Source organism: Ruegeria sp. L11, assembly GCF_056531755.1.
This window is the reverse complement of sequence record NZ_JBQFMI010000001.1, coordinates 615,943-637,374: the sequence shown is the minus strand read 5'-3', so window position 1 is coordinate 637,374 and position 21,432 is coordinate 615,943. Positions and strand designations below refer to the sequence as shown.

At 53.5% G+C, this 21,432-nt stretch carries 21 protein-coding genes and 1 tRNA gene; 4 read left to right on the top strand and 18 right to left on the bottom strand.

Annotated elements, in window-relative coordinates:
• Nucleotides 1–165 precede the first annotated feature (165 nt).
• Together mepK and ACR0CE_RS03110 are read left to right on the top strand one after the other, a co-directional pair.
• On the top strand, nucleotides 166–735 hold the full coding sequence (gene mepK / locus ACR0CE_RS03115) for a peptidoglycan L,D-endopeptidase MepK (RefSeq protein ID WP_480830888.1): 570 nt from the start codon (nucleotides 166–168) through the stop codon (nucleotides 733–735).
• A 430-nt stretch (nucleotides 736–1,165) separates the two neighbouring features.
• Complete coding sequence (locus tag ACR0CE_RS03110; protein WP_480830887.1) at nucleotides 1,166–2,527, top strand: tyrosine-type recombinase/integrase; 1,362 nt, start codon at nucleotides 1,166–1,168, stop codon at nucleotides 2,525–2,527.
• Between the two features lie 14 nt (nucleotides 2,528–2,541).
• On the opposite strand, the gene ACR0CE_RS03105 is transcribed toward ACR0CE_RS03110, so the two are convergent.
• The 3 genes from ACR0CE_RS03105 to ACR0CE_RS03095 form a co-directional block, all read right to left on the bottom strand.
• Nucleotides 2,542–2,706, bottom strand: a complete 165-nt coding sequence (locus ACR0CE_RS03105) for a hypothetical protein (protein ID WP_480830885.1) — start codon at nucleotides 2,704–2,706, stop codon at nucleotides 2,542–2,544.
• Nucleotides 2,707–2,719: 13 nt separating this feature from the next.
• The gene (locus ACR0CE_RS03100; protein WP_480830883.1) at nucleotides 2,720–5,935 is read right to left on the bottom strand and encodes a phage tail tape measure C-terminal domain-containing protein; all 3,216 of its coding nucleotides are present in this window, start codon (nucleotides 5,933–5,935) and stop codon (nucleotides 2,720–2,722) included.
• An 867-nt stretch (nucleotides 5,936–6,802) separates the two neighbouring features.
• Nucleotides 6,803–7,687 carry a HEPN domain-containing protein gene (locus ACR0CE_RS03095; protein ID WP_480830882.1) on the bottom strand — a complete coding sequence of 295 codons (885 nt, stop codon included), beginning with the start codon at nucleotides 7,685–7,687 and terminating at the stop codon, nucleotides 6,803–6,805.
• An 81-nt stretch (nucleotides 7,688–7,768) separates the two neighbouring features.
• On the opposite strand from ACR0CE_RS03095, the gene ACR0CE_RS03090 reads away from it, so the two are divergent.
• Nucleotides 7,769–9,559 (top strand): SIR2 family protein, encoded by a 1,791-nt coding sequence (locus ACR0CE_RS03090; RefSeq protein ID WP_480830880.1) that lies wholly within the window; start codon nucleotides 7,769–7,771, stop codon nucleotides 9,557–9,559.
• A gap of 374 nt (nucleotides 9,560–9,933) precedes the next feature.
• Here the strand turns inward: ACR0CE_RS03090 and ACR0CE_RS03085 are convergent, their stop codons facing one another.
• From ACR0CE_RS03085 to ACR0CE_RS03045, 9 genes are all read right to left on the bottom strand, one after another.
• On the bottom strand, nucleotides 9,934–12,111 hold the full coding sequence (locus tag ACR0CE_RS03085; protein WP_480830878.1) for a hypothetical protein: 2,178 nt from the start codon (nucleotides 12,109–12,111) through the stop codon (nucleotides 9,934–9,936).
• Nucleotides 12,112–12,168: 57 nt separating this feature from the next.
• The gene (locus ACR0CE_RS03080; protein WP_480830876.1) at nucleotides 12,169–12,459 is read right to left on the bottom strand and encodes a hypothetical protein; all 291 of its coding nucleotides are present in this window, start codon (nucleotides 12,457–12,459) and stop codon (nucleotides 12,169–12,171) included.
• Nucleotides 12,459–12,905 carry a hypothetical protein gene (locus ACR0CE_RS03075; protein ID WP_480830875.1) on the bottom strand — a complete coding sequence of 149 codons (447 nt, stop codon included), beginning with the start codon at nucleotides 12,903–12,905 and terminating at the stop codon, nucleotides 12,459–12,461. The genes ACR0CE_RS03080 and ACR0CE_RS03075 overlap by 1 nt, the downstream gene beginning before the upstream one ends.
• The gene (locus ACR0CE_RS03070) at nucleotides 12,905–13,114 is read right to left on the bottom strand and encodes a hypothetical protein (RefSeq protein WP_480830873.1); all 210 of its coding nucleotides are present in this window, start codon (nucleotides 13,112–13,114) and stop codon (nucleotides 12,905–12,907) included. The genes ACR0CE_RS03075 and ACR0CE_RS03070 overlap by 1 nt, the downstream gene beginning before the upstream one ends.
• A complete protein-coding gene (locus ACR0CE_RS03065; protein ID WP_480830872.1) occupies nucleotides 13,114–13,257 on the bottom strand; it encodes a hypothetical protein in 144 nt (47 codons plus the stop codon). The genes ACR0CE_RS03070 and ACR0CE_RS03065 overlap by 1 nt, the downstream gene beginning before the upstream one ends.
• A gap of 792 nt (nucleotides 13,258–14,049) precedes the next feature.
• Nucleotides 14,050–14,217 (bottom strand): hypothetical protein, encoded by a 168-nt coding sequence (locus ACR0CE_RS03060; protein ID WP_480830870.1) that lies wholly within the window; start codon nucleotides 14,215–14,217, stop codon nucleotides 14,050–14,052.
• Nucleotides 14,204–14,365 carry a hypothetical protein gene (locus ACR0CE_RS03055; RefSeq protein WP_480830868.1) on the bottom strand — a complete coding sequence of 54 codons (162 nt, stop codon included), beginning with the start codon at nucleotides 14,363–14,365 and terminating at the stop codon, nucleotides 14,204–14,206. The genes ACR0CE_RS03060 and ACR0CE_RS03055 overlap by 14 nt, the downstream gene beginning before the upstream one ends.
• A 270-nt stretch (nucleotides 14,366–14,635) precedes the next feature.
• Nucleotides 14,636–15,109: a hypothetical protein gene (locus ACR0CE_RS03050; RefSeq protein WP_480830866.1), complete on the bottom strand. Its 474-nt coding sequence runs from the start codon at nucleotides 15,107–15,109 to the stop codon at nucleotides 14,636–14,638.
• The gene (locus tag ACR0CE_RS03045; protein ID WP_480830864.1) at nucleotides 15,110–15,622 is read right to left on the bottom strand and encodes a hypothetical protein; all 513 of its coding nucleotides are present in this window, start codon (nucleotides 15,620–15,622) and stop codon (nucleotides 15,110–15,112) included. It abuts the gene before it with no gap.
• Nucleotides 15,623–15,829: 207 nt separating this feature from the next.
• On the opposite strand from ACR0CE_RS03045, the gene ACR0CE_RS03040 reads away from it, so the two are divergent.
• The gene (locus tag ACR0CE_RS03040; protein WP_480830863.1) at nucleotides 15,830–16,711 is read left to right on the top strand and encodes a hypothetical protein; all 882 of its coding nucleotides are present in this window, start codon (nucleotides 15,830–15,832) and stop codon (nucleotides 16,709–16,711) included.
• Nucleotides 16,712–16,947: 236 nt separating this feature from the next.
• Here ACR0CE_RS03040 and ACR0CE_RS03035 read toward each other — a convergent pair.
• The 6 genes from ACR0CE_RS03035 to sufC form a co-directional block, all read right to left on the bottom strand.
• Nucleotides 16,948–17,024 (bottom strand) — tRNA-Arg (locus ACR0CE_RS03035).
• Between the two features lie 77 nt (nucleotides 17,025–17,101).
• The gene (locus ACR0CE_RS03030; protein ID WP_480830861.1) at nucleotides 17,102–18,322 is read right to left on the bottom strand and encodes a cysteine desulfurase; all 1,221 of its coding nucleotides are present in this window, start codon (nucleotides 18,320–18,322) and stop codon (nucleotides 17,102–17,104) included.
• A 13-nt stretch (nucleotides 18,323–18,335) separates the two neighbouring features.
• Complete coding sequence (locus ACR0CE_RS03025) at nucleotides 18,336–18,902, bottom strand: YIP1 family protein (protein ID WP_480480889.1); 567 nt, start codon at nucleotides 18,900–18,902, stop codon at nucleotides 18,336–18,338.
• On the bottom strand, nucleotides 18,899–19,384 hold the full coding sequence (locus ACR0CE_RS03020; RefSeq protein WP_480485616.1) for a YIP1 family protein: 486 nt from the start codon (nucleotides 19,382–19,384) through the stop codon (nucleotides 18,899–18,901). Before ACR0CE_RS03020 ends, ACR0CE_RS03025 begins: the two co-directional genes overlap by 4 nt.
• Complete coding sequence (gene sufD / locus ACR0CE_RS03015; RefSeq protein WP_480830860.1) at nucleotides 19,384–20,664, bottom strand: Fe-S cluster assembly protein SufD; 1,281 nt, start codon at nucleotides 20,662–20,664, stop codon at nucleotides 19,384–19,386. The genes ACR0CE_RS03020 and sufD overlap by 1 nt, the downstream gene beginning before the upstream one ends.
• Nucleotides 20,664–21,419, bottom strand: coding sequence for a Fe-S cluster assembly ATPase SufC (gene sufC, locus ACR0CE_RS03010; RefSeq protein WP_267365769.1), 756 nt, complete (start codon nucleotides 21,417–21,419; stop codon nucleotides 20,664–20,666). Before sufC ends, sufD begins: the two co-directional genes overlap by 1 nt.
• Between the last annotated feature and the right edge of the window lie 13 nt (nucleotides 21,420–21,432).

Genomic DNA, 21,432 nt, shown 5'->3' with positions numbered 1-21,432 from the left:
AATGCGCAAAAAACTGCCGAAAATTCCCCCTTGAAAAGGTAAAAATGAAACACTTCTTGGCCGTCGATTCCGATTGTGCCATAAATCCCGCATCTGGGATGGGAATAATTAAGACAGTGCACGTAACATCGTGTGCAGGCAGGAACAGTACGGGACGAAACCAAAATGACAGAGAGCAGTTCCTCGGGCTTGACCCGGCGTGCCCTATTGGGAGCGTTTGCAGCAACGGCAGTCGTAGCAGCACCCACCTACTCCAACGCAGCAGGCTTTTTACGCGGTGGCGGCGATATTCGTCGCATTCGTATGTATTCCGGTCGCACTGGCGAACGGTTGGATATGATCTATTGGGTCGATGGTAAGTATATCAAGGACGCTGTCAAAGAAGTGAACAACTTCATGCGTGATTGGCGCACAGATCAGGTAAAATCCATCGATTTACGCACGATTGATATCATGGCGGCATCACACAGCTTGATGGATGTCAACGAACCCTACATGCTGTTGTCCGGATATCGCTCACCTCAGACCAACGCAATGCTGCGTTCCCGATCCCGCCGTGTGGCGCGCAACTCGCTTCACATGGAAGGGCAAGCAGCTGATTTGCGCCTTGCCTCCCGCTCGGTATCGCAGATGGCCAAGGCGGCGATGTCGTGCCGCGCAGGCGGTGTTGGTCAGTATTATGGATCGAACTTCGTACACATGGATTGCGGCGTGGTTCGCACCTGGCGCGGGTAAAACCTGAACACATCGGTTCTGTTTGGAACTTTTGACTGACTGAGTTTCCCACTCGGTTTTCTAACATTTGTGGCGATTGGCGGCAGAGCCGCCAAATCAACTACTACAATAACTCCCGATACCCGACAGCGAATCCCTCCCTCAAATACTGCAACTCAGCAGTATTTTTGCACTCATGGGCCGTTGTGATGACTGCACGATCAACGCATTAAGCAATCCAATCGACAAGTCCGCTGTTCAGGGCTTCCGATTTCAATCCGACGTTGAATATTGGGTGGCGCACCTGAGATGAATCATACACACGTATAGGGTGATTTCTGAAACCCTATTTTTGTTATATTTCAAAGGCATTTAGAAGTCTGGACTCCACAAGAAAACGAGGGTACACCTCAAAATCAGTACAGAAATCAGTACAGAAATTGAGGTTCGAATGGCGAGCTTACATAGGCTCAGAGATAGCCAGTTGCGCGGAACAGAAAAGACAACCTTGAACGATGGCGGTGGGCTATATTTCCAACGCGAGAACGCGAACAGCGCGCATTGGTTTTTTCGCACCCAGCGCCGAGGCTTGCCACCCAAGACCGGGCTTGGCCCCTACCCCGCTGTACCCTTGGAGCGAGCAAGGAAACTAGCCAAGGATTGCCAAGAAGCGGCGGCGATAGGACGATCTCCACGTGACGTAATGGCGGAAGTCCGAGGAACGTCAGCTAAGTCCCTTACCTTCGCTGACGCCGCAAAAGCCACCTACGAGTCAAAGCGGCGCGGTTTTAGAGGAAAGAACCAATCTGGGGAGTGGTTGCGCATCCTCGAAATGCACACGTTTCCGAAGCTGGGCAAACTGCGCTGCCGAGACATATCTGTCAGCGATGTGGTCAGCGTTCTAAAGCCGCTGTGGTATGATCAATACCCAACTGCAAAGAAGGTCCGCCCCCGCATCAAAGCAGTCTTGAAGTATGCAGCGGCGGCTGACGCCGCTGTTGACGTAGAGCTAACCGACAAGGCAGCTACTCAGCTTGGTAAGTCAGGTCACAAACCCAAACCTCATGCTGCGCTTGGATGGCAAGACGGGCCGAAGCTATTCAAGAATATTCCCGAAAACGATATCCGCTTGGTAGCGCTCAAGTTCTATCTGCTGACTCTTCCACGTATGGCTCCTGTCAGGCTTATGAAATGGGGAGAGATCACAGCGGACGCATGGGTAATTCCGCCAGAGAACATGAAAGGTGGAGAGCAATTTATTGTTCCCTTATCAACGGCTTCCCAGATACAGCTTGAGTACGCACGGGCTTTGACGAAAGCCCATGATGCGGACGAGCTTGTTTTCCCATATGCAGGTTCATTCAAGCGCGGGATAATCTCTGAGAACTTCTTCAACAACTGGCTCAAGTCGAACAACTTTCCTTCGACGGGGCATGGTTTGCGCGCGACATTCAGAACATGGGCGACAGAAACAGAATCCTGTTCCAGAGACGTCGCCGAATTGGCCTTGGACCACAATATCCATGGTGACGTTGAATCGAGGTATGTAAGGGGGTCTCAATTCCGGCAACGCTTAGATGCCATGGAGAAATGGGGCATGTACCTTTCGGGTGGTATGGACGCTGATACACCGTTTCTTGTTCGAACTGATGACGAAGGACAGGATTGGTCCCTTTCTCTAAATGACCTTAAAGACTTCAGAGAGTACACTGAAAAGAAATCGAAAAAAGACAGAGAAGCTGATTGGAACAGTGACCCGAAAAACGTAGCGAATTGGTTTAGACATACGCAGATCGCTGACGGAAAAGAATGAGGATCACACCCGCGTTAGCGGGCGTCGGGATCACCGATTTCTTCGTCGGTTTCGTTTTCCTGATCTTCACGCGGACGGGGAAAACCTCTCTCATCAAGCCTGAGCTCTTTCCGACGTTTTAGCACTTTCGGATAGTGCATGCCCGTTGGGTGTCCGGGACTCTTCATTTCATATGCCATACTTTGCCTCCTGTTAGCTGTTTTTGGACAGAGAACGCTGCCCGCTGCGTGCCATGTCCGCTTCAATCTGACTGCGGCTGCGACGGAATGAATCGGAGTCTGGTGTAGTGATATTGAACGTCTGCGGTTGATTGATGACCGTATTGCCTGCCGCACCGTTAGCGCCTCCCATCTCAACCGGAATCTTGCGCCCTTTGCTGAGGGGTATGACCGCCTCGTTGGGATGGAGTACGGCAGGAATCCCGCTAGTATTTGCTGTTCCCTCACTGAAGTGTGGTGCATGCTGGAAATTCACCGGATGCGGGTTGGACGTCAGCCCCCCTTCCTTGAATACCATCGGTAGGAACGACAGGGCAGTAGACAAGATTCCACTGCCTCCTCCAAGCGCGCCCAAAATCGTCTTCCAGATCCCGCCACCTCCAGAACTTGAGCTTGCCATTTGGATTGCTTGGGCGTGGTTGTTTGCCCCAGAGTCGATAGCAGATTTGACCTTGGTGGCGTGTTGCTGCCCGCTCGTCTGGGTCGCCAGCCGAACTTGATGGCCGTGCTGGATGCCTGCCACGCGCTGCGCATTCGCCGCTTGGCTACCGCCCTGCGATATGGCGACACTCTGTGCCTGTCCAGCCTGCTGACCACCTTGCGTCATCGCCGCTGTGATGTTCTGAGATACCTGCTGACCGGCTTGGATCATAGCCTGACTGATAGACTGGCCTGCCTGAACACCCCCCTGCGCCACACCTGCACCTTCACTGGTGCCAAGCGCTGGAAGTTCGTCGCCCTGCGAACTGAACAGGCCACCAAGAACACCGCCCAACCCTTCGCCTTCACCGCGACCGAACACATTTGCCAACTCGGCGACGGCCTTGTCAGCGACGATATCCGAAATGGTTCCAAGGATCGCTTGGCCTAGTGATTCGATGTCAAACTTGCCTGTCTGCATCATTTCACTGATTGCACCTTTAACGTGATTGATTGCGCCGGACTCAATCTTCTGACCTGCTTCGACCCAGTTCGGGACGCTGTCCATCCACTTCTTCACCGGGTCTTCTGCGACCTTGCGCAGTTCTTCGTTGAGCTTTGCGGCAACATCGATCTGACGGATCATCGCTGCGGTTTGGCCGTCTACTGCGCCACCACTGGCAATCATGGCCTCAGCCATTGCGCGAGCACCCTCTGCGGTCTGGAAATGACCACTGGAAAGCAGGTCCATCTCCATTCGCTCAGCCCGCAGATTCAAAAGGCGGTCCCTCAAGTTGTCATTGAGCTGTTCCAGTGCCTTGGCTTCGCCGGACAAGGCCGCAGCGCGACCACCGGACTTCGAAGAGCTATTCGCTTCGCTGAGCTGCTTACGCAGCGCGGCCTGCGTTTTGGCAAGACCTTCCAATTCCTGAATCTTGGCGAATTCCGAAACGGCTTGATCCGGGGTCATTGCACCAGAATTCAGGAGGTCATCAAGTTGCACACGCCGGTTCGCCGCCTGACTGGACAGGCCTAGGTCAAGCTGAAGACTCAGCGACTTGTTTTCAGATTGAATGGCGGCAATCTGATCGTCCACAGAACGCCCCAACGCAGCGACTGCACCGGGGACTGCGCCCAACGTGGCAAGAAGCTGACGGGCGGAATCCGCAGCCGTTCCAAGCTGAGTTGACAGGCTGGATGCCGCGTTAGCGGCACGCGCGGTTGCCTTGCTCGTGCCATCCTGTGCGGCCATCAGCTTCTTCGCAGCGTCCTCGCTTTTGATAAGCTGCGTAAGAGCATCAAGCGCTTTCCCTTCTGCACGCCCCAGCCCGCCGGTAACGCGCTCAACCTCAGAACGCAGTCGGGTCACACTTGCGGCCTGTTCTTCGAAGGTCGCGGCGGTCTGGATATCCTGCATCAACGCGAGCATATGGCGCGCGGAATCGTTGGTCGTATCAAAGGCGCGACGAACCTCATCGACCGATCCGGTAAACGGATTTCCGTCACTGGTAAGGGCGTCTTCGATGGATGCAATCAGGTCCCGGTTGACGTTCCGTGCATCGATTTTGGCAACCTGCTGCAAGCGTTCAAGGTGAATTCGCAACTCTTCATTGACCGCACCGTACTCGCGGCGAAGGTTGGACAGATTGCCGGTTGCCAGCGCGTCTGAGGCACTTCGCAACGCTTGAATCTTACTGCTTGCGTCGGACAGGGCGTCACCGAAAGATTTGGTTTCTTCTGCGCTGCTGCTGAACCAACGGATAATCAAGCTACCGGCGGCAACAGCGCCCAATGCCACAAGCGAAAGCGGGTTAATAAGCGAAGTCACCGACGAAAGCAGTGTGCGAAAGACATTCACGCCGCCAGCGCGCATTGTTGCGAGTTGGCTTGAGATTTGGCTGCCCTGCTGAATCACTGTTTGGCCAAGACTTTGAAAATTTGCGCTTGAGACGATGAAAATATCTGAAATTTGGTGGCCCAGAAGGATGCCGTTTTGGGTCACAGAGTTGTTGCGGCGCATGGCTGCGGTATGCTGATCGGCGACAGTGGAAACACCGGCAAGTTGTTGCGCTGCGCGCTGACGCGCGTCAGCCGCCAGCTTAGCTGATATGGCCCCTTCACGTTCAGCAAGCGCGATTTCTTCAATCGCAGTTTCATAGGCTTTGCTGGCCTGATAAAGCGGATTGTACTTTGCCCGGAGGCGGTCCATTTGCGCCGCTTGGTCCGCTGCACTGCGCGCTGCCTCTTCGGTTTGGCGGGCAAGTTGTGCCTGTTCCCCGCGCAGATATTCAGCGGCGACGGCGTTCTGTAAAAGCGAACTGCGCAGATCATCAAACTGCGACTTGGCAGAGCGCACATCAAGGGTGCTGGTGGCGTTCACGAGATTGGAACGCAAACGCATCATAGCATCGTTGAGCTGTGCAAGGCCGCGTGCGTCACCAAGATCACCCATGCGCAGGGCAAGCCGCTGCGCCGCTTGTTCGGAGGTACGTAGAGCGGATGCAGATGCAAGCGCCGTTCTTTGGATCGTCGCAGCGGCCTTGTCAGTGGCTGTGCTTAGTTTCTCGGTGGCGGTGGTCGCCCGCGTTAGAGGGGTCACGTCGAACTGCGGTTTCGCGCCTTTGCGTAGCTTCGTGAATGTTCCATCTGTGCTTCGGTCAAGGTCTTGAATAGACCGCTTTACGGCTTCCACCGCTGTAGTAAATTTGCGCGCGCCGGATTCAGCAGCGGCGGCGTTGATCTTCAAACGCAATTCGTGCGTTTCACTCATGTGCTCAGTTCTTTCTTATCTGCTCGGAAAGGAGGTGGCGAGGATCAGAGGACAGGGGCAGAAATGACGCCCTGACCCTCGCCTAAGTTGCGCGCGACCAAAGGAAGAAAAAAACCGCGCGCGCTGACTTGGGGAGATGTGCTCAGTATACGAGAAGGTCGCTAAACTCGGAAGGAAACCGAAAAAACGGGTCACTTAACAATGCAACCTTTTGGCGGAAAATCTGGTAATTTTTTGCGGCCCGAATTGAATCGAAACAGGGGGTGGCGTCTTTCGGCTGGGTCCCCCGGTTCAAGTTGTACAAAAGACAGGGAAAGTTGCGCTATTTGTTCGAAAGTTGCAGGTGGTTTTATTAAGGTTGCACAACCACCTACCGGCAGTACCCCGCGCCGATTTGAGGCACCCCAATATCCCCAAGTGGGACCCTCCAATGAATTGTTATTACACTACTTTTTCACGTTTCGCCGCTGACGCGGCAACGATGAACAACGACAAAACAGCTTCAATGTCGTGTTATGATCCCGTCTATGCTATGCTGATCCGCCGGATACGCGTCACAAACGCTCCATAACGTACATTATGGTAAATTTCGGCATCCATGAATTGCCCTTATTTTTATGACAGAATCGCAAAAAGCGAACGAATTTCAATCGAGAGCAATACTCGCGAAATATTATTACTCAGCCGTATATGCCGTAACGCGTTGAAATAGCACAGCATTTCATATTTTCCCGAACTTCTTGCATCCCGCGTTAGCGGGGTGTCCGTTTGGTTCGTCTATTTCATTTTTGTATATACATTGCATGTGCAACTTGGCGTAGTTGGTGTGCGCCGCGTCAGCGGCGACTGACGAGCAATACGCCGTATTCAGCACACAGCTTTGCCGATGCTTGAAACTATGAACAAACTGGCTTTGTGAGCGTCGTAAGCTTCATCAAGTGTTGATCGAACCTCGCCATATCTGACTTGAGCAGTACAAGATACGTCGTCAATCGAGCTGTCCAGATTCAAGCGTACTCCGCATTGTTCTAACTGTTTCTGGAGTTTTCGCAGGTCATGAGTTTGACTGAAGTTTGCCCCTTTGATGGAAATCACTCCTTTCATGAACTTTTCAACAAATTGGAGTGACGACCATCGGGACTGACCAAAGTTTGGGTTTCGTGCTGTCAGGTGTATCACTGCCGCCGTAAGATCACCGCGAGACTGTTCAAACAGCGTGTGTTTTTTCATAAGCCCTTCAAATGCACGGTCCGTTTCTGAACCCAACACGAACTGCCGAAATGTTTCGCTTAAATCGGATGCTGCAAACATATTGAGGCGGTGCTGCGTAATGCCTTCGAGGTTGTCGCAGGGGTTTATCGATACCGGCCCCCTTGATATATTATTGCCGCCGCCCCCGAGCTTCCAAGACACCATGACTTCGGCGCTACCCAACAATATAGGCAGCCTCAACTTCCACAGGCTATCGTGCGCGAAAACAGCGACACAGTTACTTTCATCAGGGCCAATCTTGATACGATCACCATAGACCGCATTGTACCAATCATGGATTTTTTCCGCATAGACCCAGTTCCGGGCAATTTCGTCTGGTGCCCCATTTGGCGGCTTTGCTATTGGCATAGGGATCTGAAACCTTTGCCCAAACTCTCTTAGAGCATGTATCGAACGAGCGGTTTCCGAAAACCCCTCTGCCTTCAACTGCTCGTCAATCTCACGAATTATCGGTTCTATATCATCTGGAATACTGGACATTCTTTCGAACATTGTGTGTGTAAGACCTTGGCAGAAGCAAGATATAGCGCTTTGCAATTTGACTTACGAGAGGAATTTACCATGACGGCATTCGGTGATCCCGTAACGCAGGCTGCGTTCTCGATTCATGAAAACAAAGGAGTGTTTGCTCTGTTGCTTGGTTCGGGCATCTCACGGGCAGCAGAAATACCGACTGGCTGGGAAGTCACCCTTGATCTCGTGCGTCGAGTAGCTGAGGCAGAGGGAGTAGATGAACAAACAGACTGGGCGAAATGGTACGTTGAGAAGGAAGGTAAAGAGCCAGATTATTCTGACCTTCTAGCCAAGTTAGCCACGACGCAGGCTGAACGCAGGGCGATATTGCACAGTTATATTGAACCCAACGATGACGACAGAGAAGAAGGGCGAAAACTCCCTACAGATGCGCATAGGGCAATCGCGCGGCTCGTCAGAAGTGGGCATATCCGGGTGATAGTAACAACCAACTTTGATCGGTTAATGGAAAATGCACTGCGCGAAGAAGGCGTAGAACCGACTGTAGTGTCATCTGTGGACACCCTGAAAGGAGCTGAGCCACTTACGCACTCCGCATGTTACGTGTTTAAGGTCCACGGTGACTACAAGGACACTCGGATACTGAACACCGAAGAAGAACTGGATGGATACCCAAAGGAGTTCGATGTCCTTTTAGATCGCATATTTGATGAATACGGCCTAATCATCTGCGGATGGTCTGGCGAGTGGGATCAAGCGTTGCGAAACGCTATCACACGCGCACCAAACCGGCGCTACCCGCTATTCTGGGGTTCGCGCGGTGAGCTGAGAGGGAGCGCGAAAGACCTATCTAACTTGCGTGGGGGTATCACAGTTCCAATAAGCGACGCGGACACGTTCTTCCTAGACTTGGGCGAGCGTGTGAAGACGCTTGAAGAAAGCAGGCGGCGGAACCCGGTTGGTATTGACATGTTAGTGAATCGCGCAAAGCGCTATCTTGCAAAGCCAGAATACAGGATCGACTTTTCTGACCTTTTGAACGCGGAAATTTCACGCATAGTTGACGTTCTCGAAAGCGCGGAAATGGACCCGGTCAAGCCTTGGTCCGTCGAAGAATTCAATAGGCGGGTGAACGAGTATGAAAGCGTGTCAGAGGGGCTTGTAAAGATATGTGGTCTTACCGGCATTTGGGGGGACGCCAATTACCTAGGGTACGCCACCGATGCAATCAAAACTATTTGGGAAGTCTCCCAACCTCGGGTGGGCGGAAACGTCAATTACCTAAACATTCGCGGATACATCGCCGTTCTTGCGTTCCAAGCTTTGAATTTAGCGCTAGTGCATTCCGGCAGATGGAAAGAGCTTCGTGCACTTCTCAATGTAAATATATGGGCAGAACGAAATGAAGACGTCACCATTCTACATTATATGATTCCTTTGCACTGGGAGGGAAACGAAAGGTCGCTTTGGCAAAAACTTCCAGACTGCGACCGTCGATATGCCCCCCTGTCTGATCACCTATATGAGTACTTTGTCGAGCATTCTAAGTCTTTCATAGGTGCCAGAAGGGACATCCTTCAAACTTACCTTTTAAGTGAGGTTCTTCCAGCGATAGCTCACCTTGATCAGCACAGCCTTCAGGAGTCGGAGGCGAAACTTGCTGAAAACAACGGTGCCGGACATGCATACTTCTGGGCACCCGTGGCGGGGATGATCGGATGGAGTTACAGCCCCATGAGGCGTCTAAGCGAGCGTTTGGAAAATGGCCCGCTAGCTAGTGAACTGGCATCAGGAGGATTTGGAAACGGCGACACTAGAGCGGTTATTGCTTCGATAAAGCACATAAGGCGGGCAATCGCGGGTCTGCATTGGCACTGACATCTCAAATCCCACGAAAACGGTCCAAATACGGTCGGGAAATACGGTCGGAAAGTGACGCGAATTCAGGTGTTTAACTCGAATAACCGTATTTGGCGCGACATTCAAAGCCGAGACGCCCCTATGGAATTGCATGTTTGATTAGGAAAGACGAATTTGTATGCAGTTCGGTATGGAAAACAAATACGGTAAAAACGGTATTCCACCTAATTCGCTGTAAATATTGAATTATTTACACCGTATTTGAACCGTTTAAGCGCCGTTTTTGAACCGTTTTAGGGGGCTGACGCCCCCCTCGCTAACAATATGCGACACCGCCAGTAACGAAAAAGGCCGCTGACGCGGCCTTCGACGAATTGGAAAGTTGGTTTCTGCTATGCCGCCTTGTCGGCCCTCGCTCGAATTTCCAAGGTTCGTTCGCGCCTTTCATCTGAGGTCAGGCTGGTCCAATCTGCGCGCTCCTGTTGGGTCATTCGCCTCCACTCAGATCGTGAAAGAGGAGGCACATTGGTTCTCTCTTCCACTGGCCGCGTCAGCGGCTTTGCGTCTTCCACCTGCGCGGGTTCATCCGCCTTCGTTGCTCCGCGCGTTTCGACTGGCTTGAGATACCAAGGATAACCACCATTGCCACGCTTGTCTGACTGCAAGAGTGCAACGTTACCGAATTCGCCCAGATCAAAAATACGCTCCAGCATTCCCGGCAGGGCCTTGCCTAGCGAGCGGGGGTTATATTCGAACTGTCCACCATCGCGAATGCGGGCTACATCCAACGGAATTTCGTACTCCTGTGCAATATCTGCAAGATCCCGGGCTTCGATCTTGCCGCCAAGCCCGGTTCCACGATCCATGGCCCATTTCTCGAAAAGCAGTGACCAGCCATCCTCTTCGCCGTCCTTCGCCACCTTTTCCAACTTGGCGCGATTGCTCTGCCAACTTGTCCAATTCGATGATGCCGCTTCGAGAATGCCGCCGATCACATGGCGGTAGCGTTCAAATCTCCCGATCACCGGCGGGTGCTTTGGTACCGGCTGGCCTCTATCCAGCCAATGCTTAACCAAAACCAACAACGCGCCAAGGATGCGCCCACGGTTGCGCTGAACGTAGGACGGAAGGTCGCCGTGCTTCCAACCTGAGCGTGTTTCCGGTGACGCAGTCTGCGGCACCAGTTCCAACAGCGTCAGCCGCTGCACCAATTCGTCGCTAAACGGGGGACGGTTGCCAATCATCACAAAGGACGCTCGAACTGGAATACTTCGTTCAATGCTGTTTCCCAATTCCCGGTCCACATAGACACCCTCAGTAAAGAGCGTCGCCAGAGTTGGTGAATCAATGGTCCGACCAGTGGGCAAGTTATCCCAAGCAATAACACTCGAACCTGACTTGAGGGCCGCCAGAATGGCCTTGCGCCTTTCATCCTCATTCCGAGCGAGCGGTCGAACTCCAGCAGAACCACGAATTACTGTCTGCATCACCATTGCCAATAAGCCACCACCGGCCCGTCTGGCAGTCTTGGAGATGAGCAACGGCATGACCGGACCATCGATCATCGGACGCACGATCTGTTCCAGCATGAAGCCAACGGCAGACAGGAAGGACGGCGGGACTGCGGTCACACCTTCACCGCTTCCCCACTTTATTTCTCCGCTCATACGCAAGACAGCATCTTCGAGTTCCGCACGGCTAACGCCGTCCATCTCAAAATCGCAAAGAATGTCCACGAGAGTTTCTCGTGCGTCCGCAAGATGTTCTTCAGATATCCGACTCGGCGGACGATCAACACTCAATCCGGCAGGAGGAGCGTAATAATACCCCGACTTGTGATAGCCAGGCGTAATTACCAACTCGTCATCTGCGGTAAACATAGGTGCGCTGATAACTGCGCGCAGTTCAGGAACCGGCTTTTCAGGATGCGCGTAAATCTGGTTCACAACATCCTTGGGCGCGCTGACGTACCGAAAGGACGTTCCGTCGCCAACACGTTTGCGCCAGAACGTCGCCATGTTCAGTCTCGCTGAGAACGTATCCCGATCAAGCTCAACAACGGTTGCCGTTTGATCTTTACCCGTTTTCAGGATTTCTACCCACTTTCCGTCGCGCTGGAATATGGTTGGTCTCCAACGGTTCTCGCTTTTTATCGTGGTCAAGGCGTAGTTACAGTGAGCCTGAAAGTCATCCTCATCTACTACATTCGTGTCATCACCCTTAGCTGCCGACCGCTTGTCAGCATCGAGGATAGTGTCTACCGCGCCCCTGATATCCCTTAGGTACCTCAAGTCCAATGCGGGCCAGTGGGCCTTCATCGTATTCATGAAGTTGCGGATCACGACTTCACCTTCACCACTCTTGATCAAGCCCGCCAGCATAGCGGCAAGGTCAACGGTCTGTGGCGTCGCCTTCCATTTCTTTTCCAACGTGGCGGAATACGTCAGTGGTTCGCATTTCTTGATCGCATCACATTGCTTTTTCGTCAGTTCACTTAGAACCTTGCGCGCGCCGTTAGACATGCGGGCGTTGCCGATAATCGTGACGTCCGTGTTCTTGGTCTTTGTCATTCGTTTGCGTTCTCCTTAGTCAGTATTTCATTTTCTTCCCCTCTGTTTGGCAGGGCGCTAACGCGCCCCGCGCCTTCCCCGGCGAGTGGGTGATACCACCGGGGGTTTCTCTTCTTCGACACCATCGGGCAGCGAACACGCTTCGAGATAGGCGTCGATCTGGTTCTCAATCAGCATTTCCCAATCATGCTCAGCCACAGCCGTCGCCGCGTTGCACATCAGTGAAAACCGCACGTCTGGGTCACTGACATGCTGAAACTCAGCATAGATTTCTCGGGATAACTGGTTGCCGGTCGTGCGCATTACGGCGTCGCTGGTCCGGGCAAATGATGACAACACATCAGCCATCACGCGGCCTCAGAACACTTTGGTACGCCGTGCTTTCGGCGCGCTTCGAATACGTGGCAGTCAACTGCCCATCGAATGCGCTGCACGATTTCGTCCGGCGTTGCAGACGGGCTGAAGTAGAAACCGCGTCCAGCAAGCCGCCTGATTACGGTAATAGGGTCCGTGTAAATGTCACTGAGAGGTACGCGCGCGCACCCGTCAGCATCGGTGTCGCCAACCAATATGTTCTGAATTGGCACGTATCGGAGAGTTACAGACGAGCTTCGTCCGGCATGATCATCCATATGCTCCAACGTTTCGACGCTGAATGCGGAACACGATCCGCGCTCAATCTTCAGGGGATGACCATCGCCATCAGGATCATAGAAAGTCAGGACACCGCCCGAGTTCACAGAGCCATCAAGCCACATTTCATCCGGCTGGCAGTTCGCACAAAGACAAATCATTACAGACGCCCCGCTTCAAAATCCTTCAGGAAAGCGGCGGTCTTCTCCAACATGATCGCTACATCTCGATACGAATGCCCCGCGTGGTTCAGTTCATCGGACAACACCAAAATCAAACTACCGATTGGCCGTGGGTCATGACCGTCCCAGTCCAGAGCCACGAGCGCGGTACGGGCAGCTTCAACTACAATGTCGTTCTCGGTGTCCATTACGCTGCCCCGCTGTCTGCCGCACCAAGCAGGCAAATGAGTTCCATACACATCGCGCTCAACTGCTCGTCACGCTCCAAAGACCGTTCCTTTTCGCTAACTTCCTTTATGTCGTGAGCCAGCTTAATAATCTGCTCGTCCATACCATTTCCTTTCCTGTTTTAGTTGTCTGCCCGCTGCACCTTGCTACGAACTAATCGCATCTAAACAGGTTCAGAAAACGAAGCAAAGCCATGAAATTGCTAGATAAAATCACACATCTTGTCAGGGAAAATGACATTTGCAAAACCACACAACTTGGAGGAAGTCGCCGGGTCGGCTAAGTGCGACACCGGGGTTCAGAAAATCGGATTCTGGCAATGTCACGCAAAATCACACAACTTGGAAAACCGCACATCTTGGCTACCGTTTCCAAATTAGGAACAGTTTGTTTTTGGATTTTTTGTCAAATTGGGCGGTGAAAATCGACGGCGCGCGTCAACGAGTCACCAAGTGATTCCATGTTGACCACCTTGGACAAGGGCCACGCGCCCTGCCGCCAACACCACTCGCCGTTTTCACCGGGCACGAACCCAGCGGAAGAGAGTACCCGTGTCGTTAGGCTAGGATCGTCGTCCAGATGCAACTTGATCCAATTGAACGATACATGAAGCCCGCCACATGAACGGTATCGCGGATACCGATTTACGACGCTGTGGAGGATCGAAGAAAGCTCATAAACTAGCTCGTTATCGCCGCGCTTTCGCTTTCCGTTCCGGTCATAAATCTTCGTTTCGGGCAAACGCCCGTTGTGGAATGTCTGCATCTTTTGTTCTCCAAGTCAGATTGATTGTTGGGTCCTCGGCGGTGACGTGGGCGTCACCGCCGAGGCATCGGGGCCGGTGTTCAAATCCTTCCACAAAAGTGAACTCCCACTGCTTCGCAGGTTGTTAAAGTTAAGCCCCGAATTCGCGTTCGATCTGTGCGAATATCGCCCGTTCGATTGAGCCGATATTTTGCCGAAAATCTTCGTAAGAAGGTGACGCCATGTAAGCGGAGTGCCACAGCGCTACACGTCGGAAATACCGCGCGCGTGCTTGCTCAATTAGGCTACGCTGCTTCATTGCGTTCCTCCAAGAAAGCTTGAATCTCCATTTCTAGCCGCGCCTGTTCTTCAGCCTGTTCTCGATCCGTCATGCGTGCGCGTAACTGCTGGGCATTGTTCCATTTGGCGTCACGCGCCAGTTTCCGTTTCTCTTGGGCGACAGTCATGGGAGGCGGCAAAGGTCCACCCGCAAAAATCGACTTCTCGGGTGGGTTAGTCATACCGACGCACCGCTGCAGGAATTGAGCTTCGACGGTTTGAGACGGTTGCGGGAAAGCCTTCAACAGCCCCAAAGCGTCGCTTAATCTCATCGTATGCGCGTGTCGTAAGCTTGTGACCCGTTGGTAGGAAGAGGAACCCCTCGCCTGAAACGTGGAACAGTGCCCACCACGCCCCGCCGTGGTCAGTTCGAATAACCGACTCGATCTGATCCAGTGTCATGCCAACCCCCACGCACGCGCCTTGGCGAGCCTCTCGGACGGGCTGAGTGTCAGCAGCCGACGAAGTAGCGTAGCCTCGTCAGCGACCGAGGACGGATCACTTACAGGCGCAGCACCAGTCAGCCCAAGTTCGCGGGCACGTGCCATACGCTGAAAGCGCGGCAAACGGTTAAGTTCGGCGTGGGCATCCTCTTCACCTTTCTCAAGCGCATCGCGTAGTTCTCGCTGTCTGACCTGTTCCTTGACCGTTTCAAGAGCCTGCATTTCGCTCAGCATCTGTTCGGGATTGTAGTCATCGGCTAGAACAGCCAACCGGACGGATGGAAGTGCAATCAAATCGTCATCGGAGTCGACCGTAACACCAAGTTGATTGGCTACTTGCTGAGCACGCTCCCGCGTGCCAAGCCAACGGTCCCGCAGCACTGGGTCAGTAGCGACCATGTCACGGAAGGTTTCGTTTTGGTCGCTCATTTACGCGGCCTCCTTTTCATAGAGATTTTCGTATCGGGCGTTGGTAATTGCGTACGGCACAGCCCAGTGCTCAAACGGCGGTAGTGCAGCGGCATCGCCAAGGACGGTCCAACGCAGAACCGGGTCAGTTAGTACAATCTTGAGCCTCAACGCCTCTAAGTGTTCAAAGAGCACGGAAGACTGAACAGACAGCGCCAGCGCATTGGTGAATGCAACTCTTGCGCCAAACAGACGTTCGACCTGCTCACCCTGTAACCATCTTTCCAAGCGGCTGGCACGGGCGACGGCATTGTCCCCTACCCAAAGCTCTTCACCGTCATTCTTGGCTGCTTCGAAAAGGTCGGGAACGGCACCCCGTTCACGCGGCTTAACCGACGGCAATACGTCCGCCAGCCGATAGAGCCGCGCACCCATTGCACCTGTGGTAAAATCCAACCCACGCGTCCGGACCGTCACAGTATTCCGCGTTAGCCCGACCGCATGGGCCAGATCGAGTTGACTTACTGTCAGCACTTGTTAACCTACTCACAAATATAGAAAGTTTTCTTTGGAACATTCGTCCTGTTGTGTGGGAATTATGTGCCCGAATACGGAACAAAGCAAGAAAACCGAAAAAACGGGTCAAGGTCAGCAATGCTGACCCATAAGATGAACGACCAAAAATGAACAAGCCTGCAATCCTGCGGGAACCTGCTCGAAAATCGAGGGATCGTGGCACGAATGTTTCAGCACGTTTTACTAGACAACAAAGGGGACAGCACCGAACTCAGAAAACGGTTCTATAGTTGCGTTTACCTTGTGGCTGACGAATGCGCTCCAGCGCTATTCTACGTGCAAAGCGATTGGAGCAAGCGCGAGTCATTACTAAAGATCGGAATTGACCCTGATAACCTGACTGAAACTCAGAGAGACCTCCTGTCAGCCGAGGAACTACTACCTGAAAGAGCCGACAGTGAAAACATGCCACGTCTGGTGTGCATGCGTGAGATAGACTGGGATGAACATACTGACGAGAGCAAGTTACCAATCCGTGTACCTACACGTGATTTCGTCCTTTCTGACAGTGAGTTAGTGAACAAAGCTTATCTTTCGGATAACGGCCTGAACGCCACCACGGTGACCCTTTCTCTTGCGGCTGTCGGCTTGGATATCATGCTACCAAATATCAACTTCGATCTTTTGGCCACTGATGAACTCGAGCGACTGAAGGAGACATTCGGCGAAGAGCGTGCTGCTTACTTGTCCGTCATTTCTGAGATTTCGACAGGGGCGTTTGACCGATTTGGCAAGGCAGACCACGCGGAACTCATTCGCTGGGCGGAGAATGAAACTATGCTAAAGCTTGCGCCGAAAGCGAGGTTACTAGAAGAAGCGGTAAGAAAAGCACCCGAGAGAACGCTTAAGTCTGCCGGAGCGTCTTTTTGGAGAGAAGGTATCCCCGCTATTGGTTCGGCGTATTTTTCTGGGGGCTTTCCATCCGCTGGCAAAGAAGTTGCCGTGCAGTCGTTCAAGGCAATCACATCAGCAATCGGCGGCGAGGTCTCACAAAGGAATGCTCCTGAATACGCCTACGCTATGAAAATTGCAGAGATTCAGCGCTAGCCTGTCCCGCTGAGAGAGTGTAGAGGAAGGCCGCTAACGCGGGTACTCACCAATATTCTACAGCCTCCATTGCTTTCAGTGGCCCCTAGTTTCGCGAACGCTTTACCTTTTCGTTAACTAAGCTTGATTGCTTCTAAGTCTCGACCCGCTAGCAAGCGATATCAGTACAGAAATCAGTACAAAGGAAAATCAAAACTTCTATTATTTATTTTAAATCAATGAGTTATGGAGAGATATGGCGCACCTGAGAGGATTCGAACCTCTGGCCTCTGCCTTCGGAGGGCAGCGCTCTATCCAGCTGAGCTACAGGTGCCTTGGCCGTTAGCTAACCTTGTTCCAATCCGGGTGCAACTGCAAATCGCGATTGCCGCACCCTTATCAAGACCAAAATCAGGCAAACAGATTATGCGCCAATTCAAGCGCTTCGATCAGCGTATCTACTTCATCGGTAGTGTTATAGAGACCAAAACTGGCGCGGCATGTTGCCGTCACCCCCAGGTGGTCCATCAGCGGCCCTGCACAGTGGTGACCGGCACGAACCGCAACACCTTTCTTGTCGAGAATGGTAGAAACGTCGTGTGCATGGCCAGCACCGTCCAGCGTAAAGCTGAAAATCGCTGCCTTGTCCGGGCGAGTGCCCTGAACCTGCAACCAGTTCAGTCCGGTCAGACGTTGCATCGCGTAATCGCGCAAGCTGGATTCATGGGCAGCGATGTTTTCCATCCCCAGGTCCATCATATACTCCAGCGCCACGCCAAGACCGATGGTCTGTACGATCCCCGGCGTGCCGGCCTCGAACTTCATTGGCGGGTCATTATAGATGACCTGATCCTTGCTGACCTCTTTGATCATGTCGCCGCCACCGATGAAGGGGCGCATCTCGGCCATGCGTTCGGATTTGATGAAAATCGCACCCGACCCTGACGGACCATAAAGCTTGTGGCCTGTGATTGCGTAGAAATCACACCCAATCTCTTCAACATTTACTGGCATGTGAACGGCACCCTGACTGCCATCAACCAGAACCGGAACGCCCTTGGCATGTGCGCCGTTAGTTATGGCTTTCACATCCACGACCGTACCCAGCACGTTCGAGCAGTGTGTCACAGCAACCAGCTTGGTTTTCGGCCCGATTGCATCGATTACCGCCTGAGGGTCAAGCCCGCCCTCTGCGTCGACATCGACCCATTTCAACACGACACCCTGTCGTTCGCGTAGGAAATGCCAGGGTACGATGTTTGCATGGTGCTCCATCACACTCAGAACGATCTCATCCCCCGCTTCTAGTCGCGGCATAGCCCAGCCATAGGCGATCAGGTTTATCCCTTCGGTGGTACCAGAGTTCAGGACGATCTCATTCTCGTTCGATGCCCCCAAAAACCGCGCGATCGTGCCACGAACGGCCTCGTATTTCTCTGTCGCAAGATTAGACAGAAAATGCAGGCCACGATGGACATTCGAATACTCCTCGGCATAGGCCCGCGTCACCGCGTCAATGACCACCTGAGGTTTCTGAGCCGAAGCACCATTGTCGAGATACGTCAAAGGCTTGCCATTCACCTGACGCGACAGGATCGGAAAGTCAGAGCGGATTTTCTGCACATCATACATAAGAGTGGTATTCCTAGACGGGCCCGGTTGGGCTTAGAAACAGAACAAAAGGGATGGCGACAAGGGCTGACAACACAATTACCGCAAAGGATTTCCAGAGCGACCCGAGCTGATGCGCTTCGTTCAGAAAATGAAGCGTGACGTAAAGGCTCAGGATTGCTGTCGCCAACAATGTCATCATCATCAGGAACGGTAGGGTCAGGCTCAAGATCAGCGTCACGACCAAGGCGGCTATTTGCAGGAATTGCAGCCAGATCGTCAGAACCATCAGATCATCGAACCTCGCCAGACCTCCAAGCATTCGCCCGACCAGCAGGAACGCGACAATGCTCAGCATCATGGCCCCGGCCGAGCGCACCAAAACCATGGGAATGCTTTCGAGCGCAGGAGAGGGTTGACCCGCCGCCATTGTTATCGACAGATCAATTCCCAATTGGACAACGCAGTTCAAAACGACCGCCAGCGCAAATGCCAACCAAAGCACTTCTCGCCCCAGCTTGAGCGCCATCAGCCGTCGCGCCGCTTCGGCCGGGTTCTTGATCGTCAAGACCGCCAGATTTCCCAGGAAACTCGAATTCATGCGACGGACCTTTGCACTTGTCTGAGACCGGATACCCAGAACCAGACAAAAACAGCAACCCAGGCGAGACCTACAAACGTCAAGGTAGGCCCTGGCCCGATGAATCCGGCGACAAGGCCGTTCAGCAGAACCAGCGGTGCAGAGGACAACAGCGCCCAGAACAGCGCCAGACGCGCACCATAAGCGCTTCCCTGCCCGCCAAACAGGCGCGCCGCCCAATGAGACACCAGTGCCAGCGTGTAAAAGACCAAGGGCAGAATGAACACTGATCCAAGCAGAGCACCACCCAGAAGCATATTCAGCTCAACGTCTTCCAGATGCGCCTTGCGCGCAAGGCCAGGCATCTGGGCGATGAATGCCACCACACAAAACGCCATGACAAAGATCAGCGCCCGGTCTTCTCGTTGACCCATATCCAGAAGCCTGCGCACCACGCGCCCCGGCCCCCGGTACGTTGCCAGGATATCCGACGACAGCGCCATCAGCTTCGGCGCGCCAGCCACCATTCCAGACGGCTTACGATTTCATCTGCCAAAGCACTGTCTTCGATTTCGTCCACCGCTTCGGCCAGGAACGCCAGCGTCAACATGTTGGTCGCGTCCTTGACCGGAACACCCCGTGACCGAAGATAGAACAGCGCTGTTTCGTCAATCGCCCCCGAGGTTGAGCCGTGGGAACACGCCACGTCATCGGCGTAGATCTCTAGCTCCGGTTTGGCGAGGAATTGGCTGTCATCATCCAAAAGCAGCGATTGGCTGATTTGGTAGCCATCAGTTTTCTGAGCCCCTTCCTTTACAAGGATCTTGCCCTGAAACACTCCGGTCGCACCGTTGCGCAGCACTTTCTTAAAGACCTGACGGCTTTCGCAATTTACCGCGTCATGGGTGATGAACACCGTGTCATCATGGTGGAAATCACCATCCCCAACACAGGCCCCGGCCACATGCGCCACCGCATTGTCCCCGGTCAGTTCAACGACCTGTTCGTTACGGGTCAGCACCCCATTCGCCGTCAAGGTGAAGGACTTGTAGACCGACTCTGCCCCCAAACGCGTGAACATATGGGTCGCGGCGCGACGTTCATGGTCCCTGCCCTGCGCCCGCACATGATGCAGCGTCCCCTTGTCGGCAATTTCAATTTCCATGCATTTGTTGAAACGCGACGCCGCCGGGCCGGATTCAAGAATTGTCACCTCGGCCCCGCTTTCCACGCGAATAACGTGATGCAGGATCGCATCGGATGTCGGCGAGGCATGACGATAAATCAGGTTGATCGGTTTAGAGGGTTTGCCTGTAACGTGAATGGCAACTCCGTCCGACGCAAAGGCCGTGTTCAATGCAGCCAACGGACGTTGAACCGGGGACTGGCCACGCGCTTCCAGAACGCCATACAGGTCTTTTGCCCAATGAATGTCTTTGCAGCAGATGTCTTCAATCCGGTCGATCTTGACACCGTCCAGCAACAGGTCATCGGATTCCTCGGCGCTGAACACCCCGTCTACAAAGACAATTTTCAAACGGTCAAGGTCGTTGAAAAGTACCGGTTCATCATTGATAAACACCGCCGCAGGCAAAGCCTCGGCAGAAATCAGACTGTCGGGCTGAGTGTATTTCCAATACTCATCCCGGCGCCCCGGCAGCCCGGATTCCAGAACACGCGCCAAAGCGTCTTCGCGTGCACCACGGGTGCAGCCCGCGTCGGGCATGGTCAGCGCAGCCAGACGCGCCTCGGTTGCGGATTGTTTCGCTTGCGGCAAAGCCATCAGTTCACCTCGGCCAGAATGTCAGCATAACCGTTGTTTTCAACTTCAAGCGCCAGTTCAGGTCCGCCCGTCTTAACGATGCGACCATTGGCCATAATATGCACAACATCCGGTTTAATATGATCCAGCAGGCGCTGATAATGCGTGATCACCAGAAACCCACGGCCTTCGTCCCGCAGGGCATTCACGCCTTCGGCCACCAGCTTCATCGCGTCCACATCAAGGCCCGAGTCGGTTTCGTCCATGATGCACATCTTGGGTTCAAGCATGGCCATCTGCAGGATTTCGTTACGCTTTTTCTCACCACCCGAAAAACCAACATTGACCGGACGCTTGAGCATTTCTGCGTCGATCTTCAGCGTCTTGGCCTTGGCACGCACCTCTTTCAAGAAGTCTGCGGCAGACAGTTCCTCTTCTCCACGGGCCTTGCGCTGCGCGTTGACTGCGGTGCGCAGGAACGTCATGTTGCCAACGCCGGGGATTTCAACCGGGTATTGGAAAGCAAGGAAAACACCCGCTGCCGCGCGTTCCTCCGGTTCCATCTCCAGCAGGTCCTGACCGTCCAGAGTGGCCGAACCTTCGGTCACTTCGTACCCGTCGCGCCCCGACAAAACATAGCTGAGGGTCGATTTGCCCGACCCGTTCGGCCCCATGATCGCGTGTACCTTGCCAGCCTCGACCGTCAGGTCCACACCTTTGAGAATCTGTTTGTCTTCTTCTTCAAGCTGTACGTGCAGGTTTTTGATTTCCAGCATTTTTTGTCCTTTT

Bases quoted from the DNA above. Each gene is read 5' to 3' on its own strand.
- mepK (WP_480830888.1), top strand. From the start codon at position 166: ATGACAGAGAGCAGTTCCTCGGGCTTGACCCGGCGTGCCCTATTGGGA.
- ACR0CE_RS03110 (WP_480830887.1), top strand. From the start codon at position 1,166: ATGGCGAGCTTACATAGGCTCAGAGATAGCCAGTTGCGCGGAACAGAA.
- ACR0CE_RS03105 (WP_480830885.1), bottom strand. From the start codon at position 2,706: ATGGCATATGAAATGAAGAGTCCCGGACACCCAACGGGCATGCACTAT.
- ACR0CE_RS03100 (WP_480830883.1), bottom strand. From the start codon at position 5,935: ATGAGTGAAACGCACGAATTGCGTTTGAAGATCAACGCCGCCGCTGCT.
- ACR0CE_RS03095 (WP_480830882.1), bottom strand. From the start codon at position 7,687: ATGTCCAGTATTCCAGATGATATAGAACCGATAATTCGTGAGATTGAC.
- ACR0CE_RS03090 (WP_480830880.1), top strand. From the start codon at position 7,769: ATGACGGCATTCGGTGATCCCGTAACGCAGGCTGCGTTCTCGATTCAT.
- ACR0CE_RS03085 (WP_480830878.1), bottom strand. From the start codon at position 12,111: ATGACAAAGACCAAGAACACGGACGTCACGATTATCGGCAACGCCCGC.
- ACR0CE_RS03080 (WP_480830876.1), bottom strand. From the start codon at position 12,459: ATGGCTGATGTGTTGTCATCATTTGCCCGGACCAGCGACGCCGTAATG.
- ACR0CE_RS03075 (WP_480830875.1), bottom strand. From the start codon at position 12,905: ATGATTTGTCTTTGTGCGAACTGCCAGCCGGATGAAATGTGGCTTGAT.
- ACR0CE_RS03070 (WP_480830873.1), bottom strand. From the start codon at position 13,114: ATGGACACCGAGAACGACATTGTAGTTGAAGCTGCCCGTACCGCGCTC.
- ACR0CE_RS03065 (WP_480830872.1), bottom strand. From the start codon at position 13,257: ATGGACGAGCAGATTATTAAGCTGGCTCACGACATAAAGGAAGTTAGC.
- ACR0CE_RS03060 (WP_480830870.1), bottom strand. From the start codon at position 14,217: ATGAAGCAGCGTAGCCTAATTGAGCAAGCACGCGCGCGGTATTTCCGA.
- ACR0CE_RS03055 (WP_480830868.1), bottom strand. From the start codon at position 14,365: ATGACTGTCGCCCAAGAGAAACGGAAACTGGCGCGTGACGCCAAATGG.
- ACR0CE_RS03050 (WP_480830866.1), bottom strand. From the start codon at position 15,109: ATGAGCGACCAAAACGAAACCTTCCGTGACATGGTCGCTACTGACCCA.
- ACR0CE_RS03040 (WP_480830863.1), top strand. From the start codon at position 15,830: ATGTTTCAGCACGTTTTACTAGACAACAAAGGGGACAGCACCGAACTC.
- ACR0CE_RS03030 (WP_480830861.1), bottom strand. From the start codon at position 18,322: ATGTATGATGTGCAGAAAATCCGCTCTGACTTTCCGATCCTGTCGCGT.
- ACR0CE_RS03025 (WP_480480889.1), bottom strand. From the start codon at position 18,902: ATGAATTCGAGTTTCCTGGGAAATCTGGCGGTCTTGACGATCAAGAAC.
- ACR0CE_RS03020 (WP_480485616.1), bottom strand. From the start codon at position 19,384: ATGGCGCTGTCGTCGGATATCCTGGCAACGTACCGGGGGCCGGGGCGC.
- sufD (WP_480830860.1), bottom strand. From the start codon at position 20,664: ATGGCTTTGCCGCAAGCGAAACAATCCGCAACCGAGGCGCGTCTGGCT.
- sufC (WP_267365769.1), bottom strand. From the start codon at position 21,419: ATGCTGGAAATCAAAAACCTGCACGTACAGCTTGAAGAAGAAGACAAA.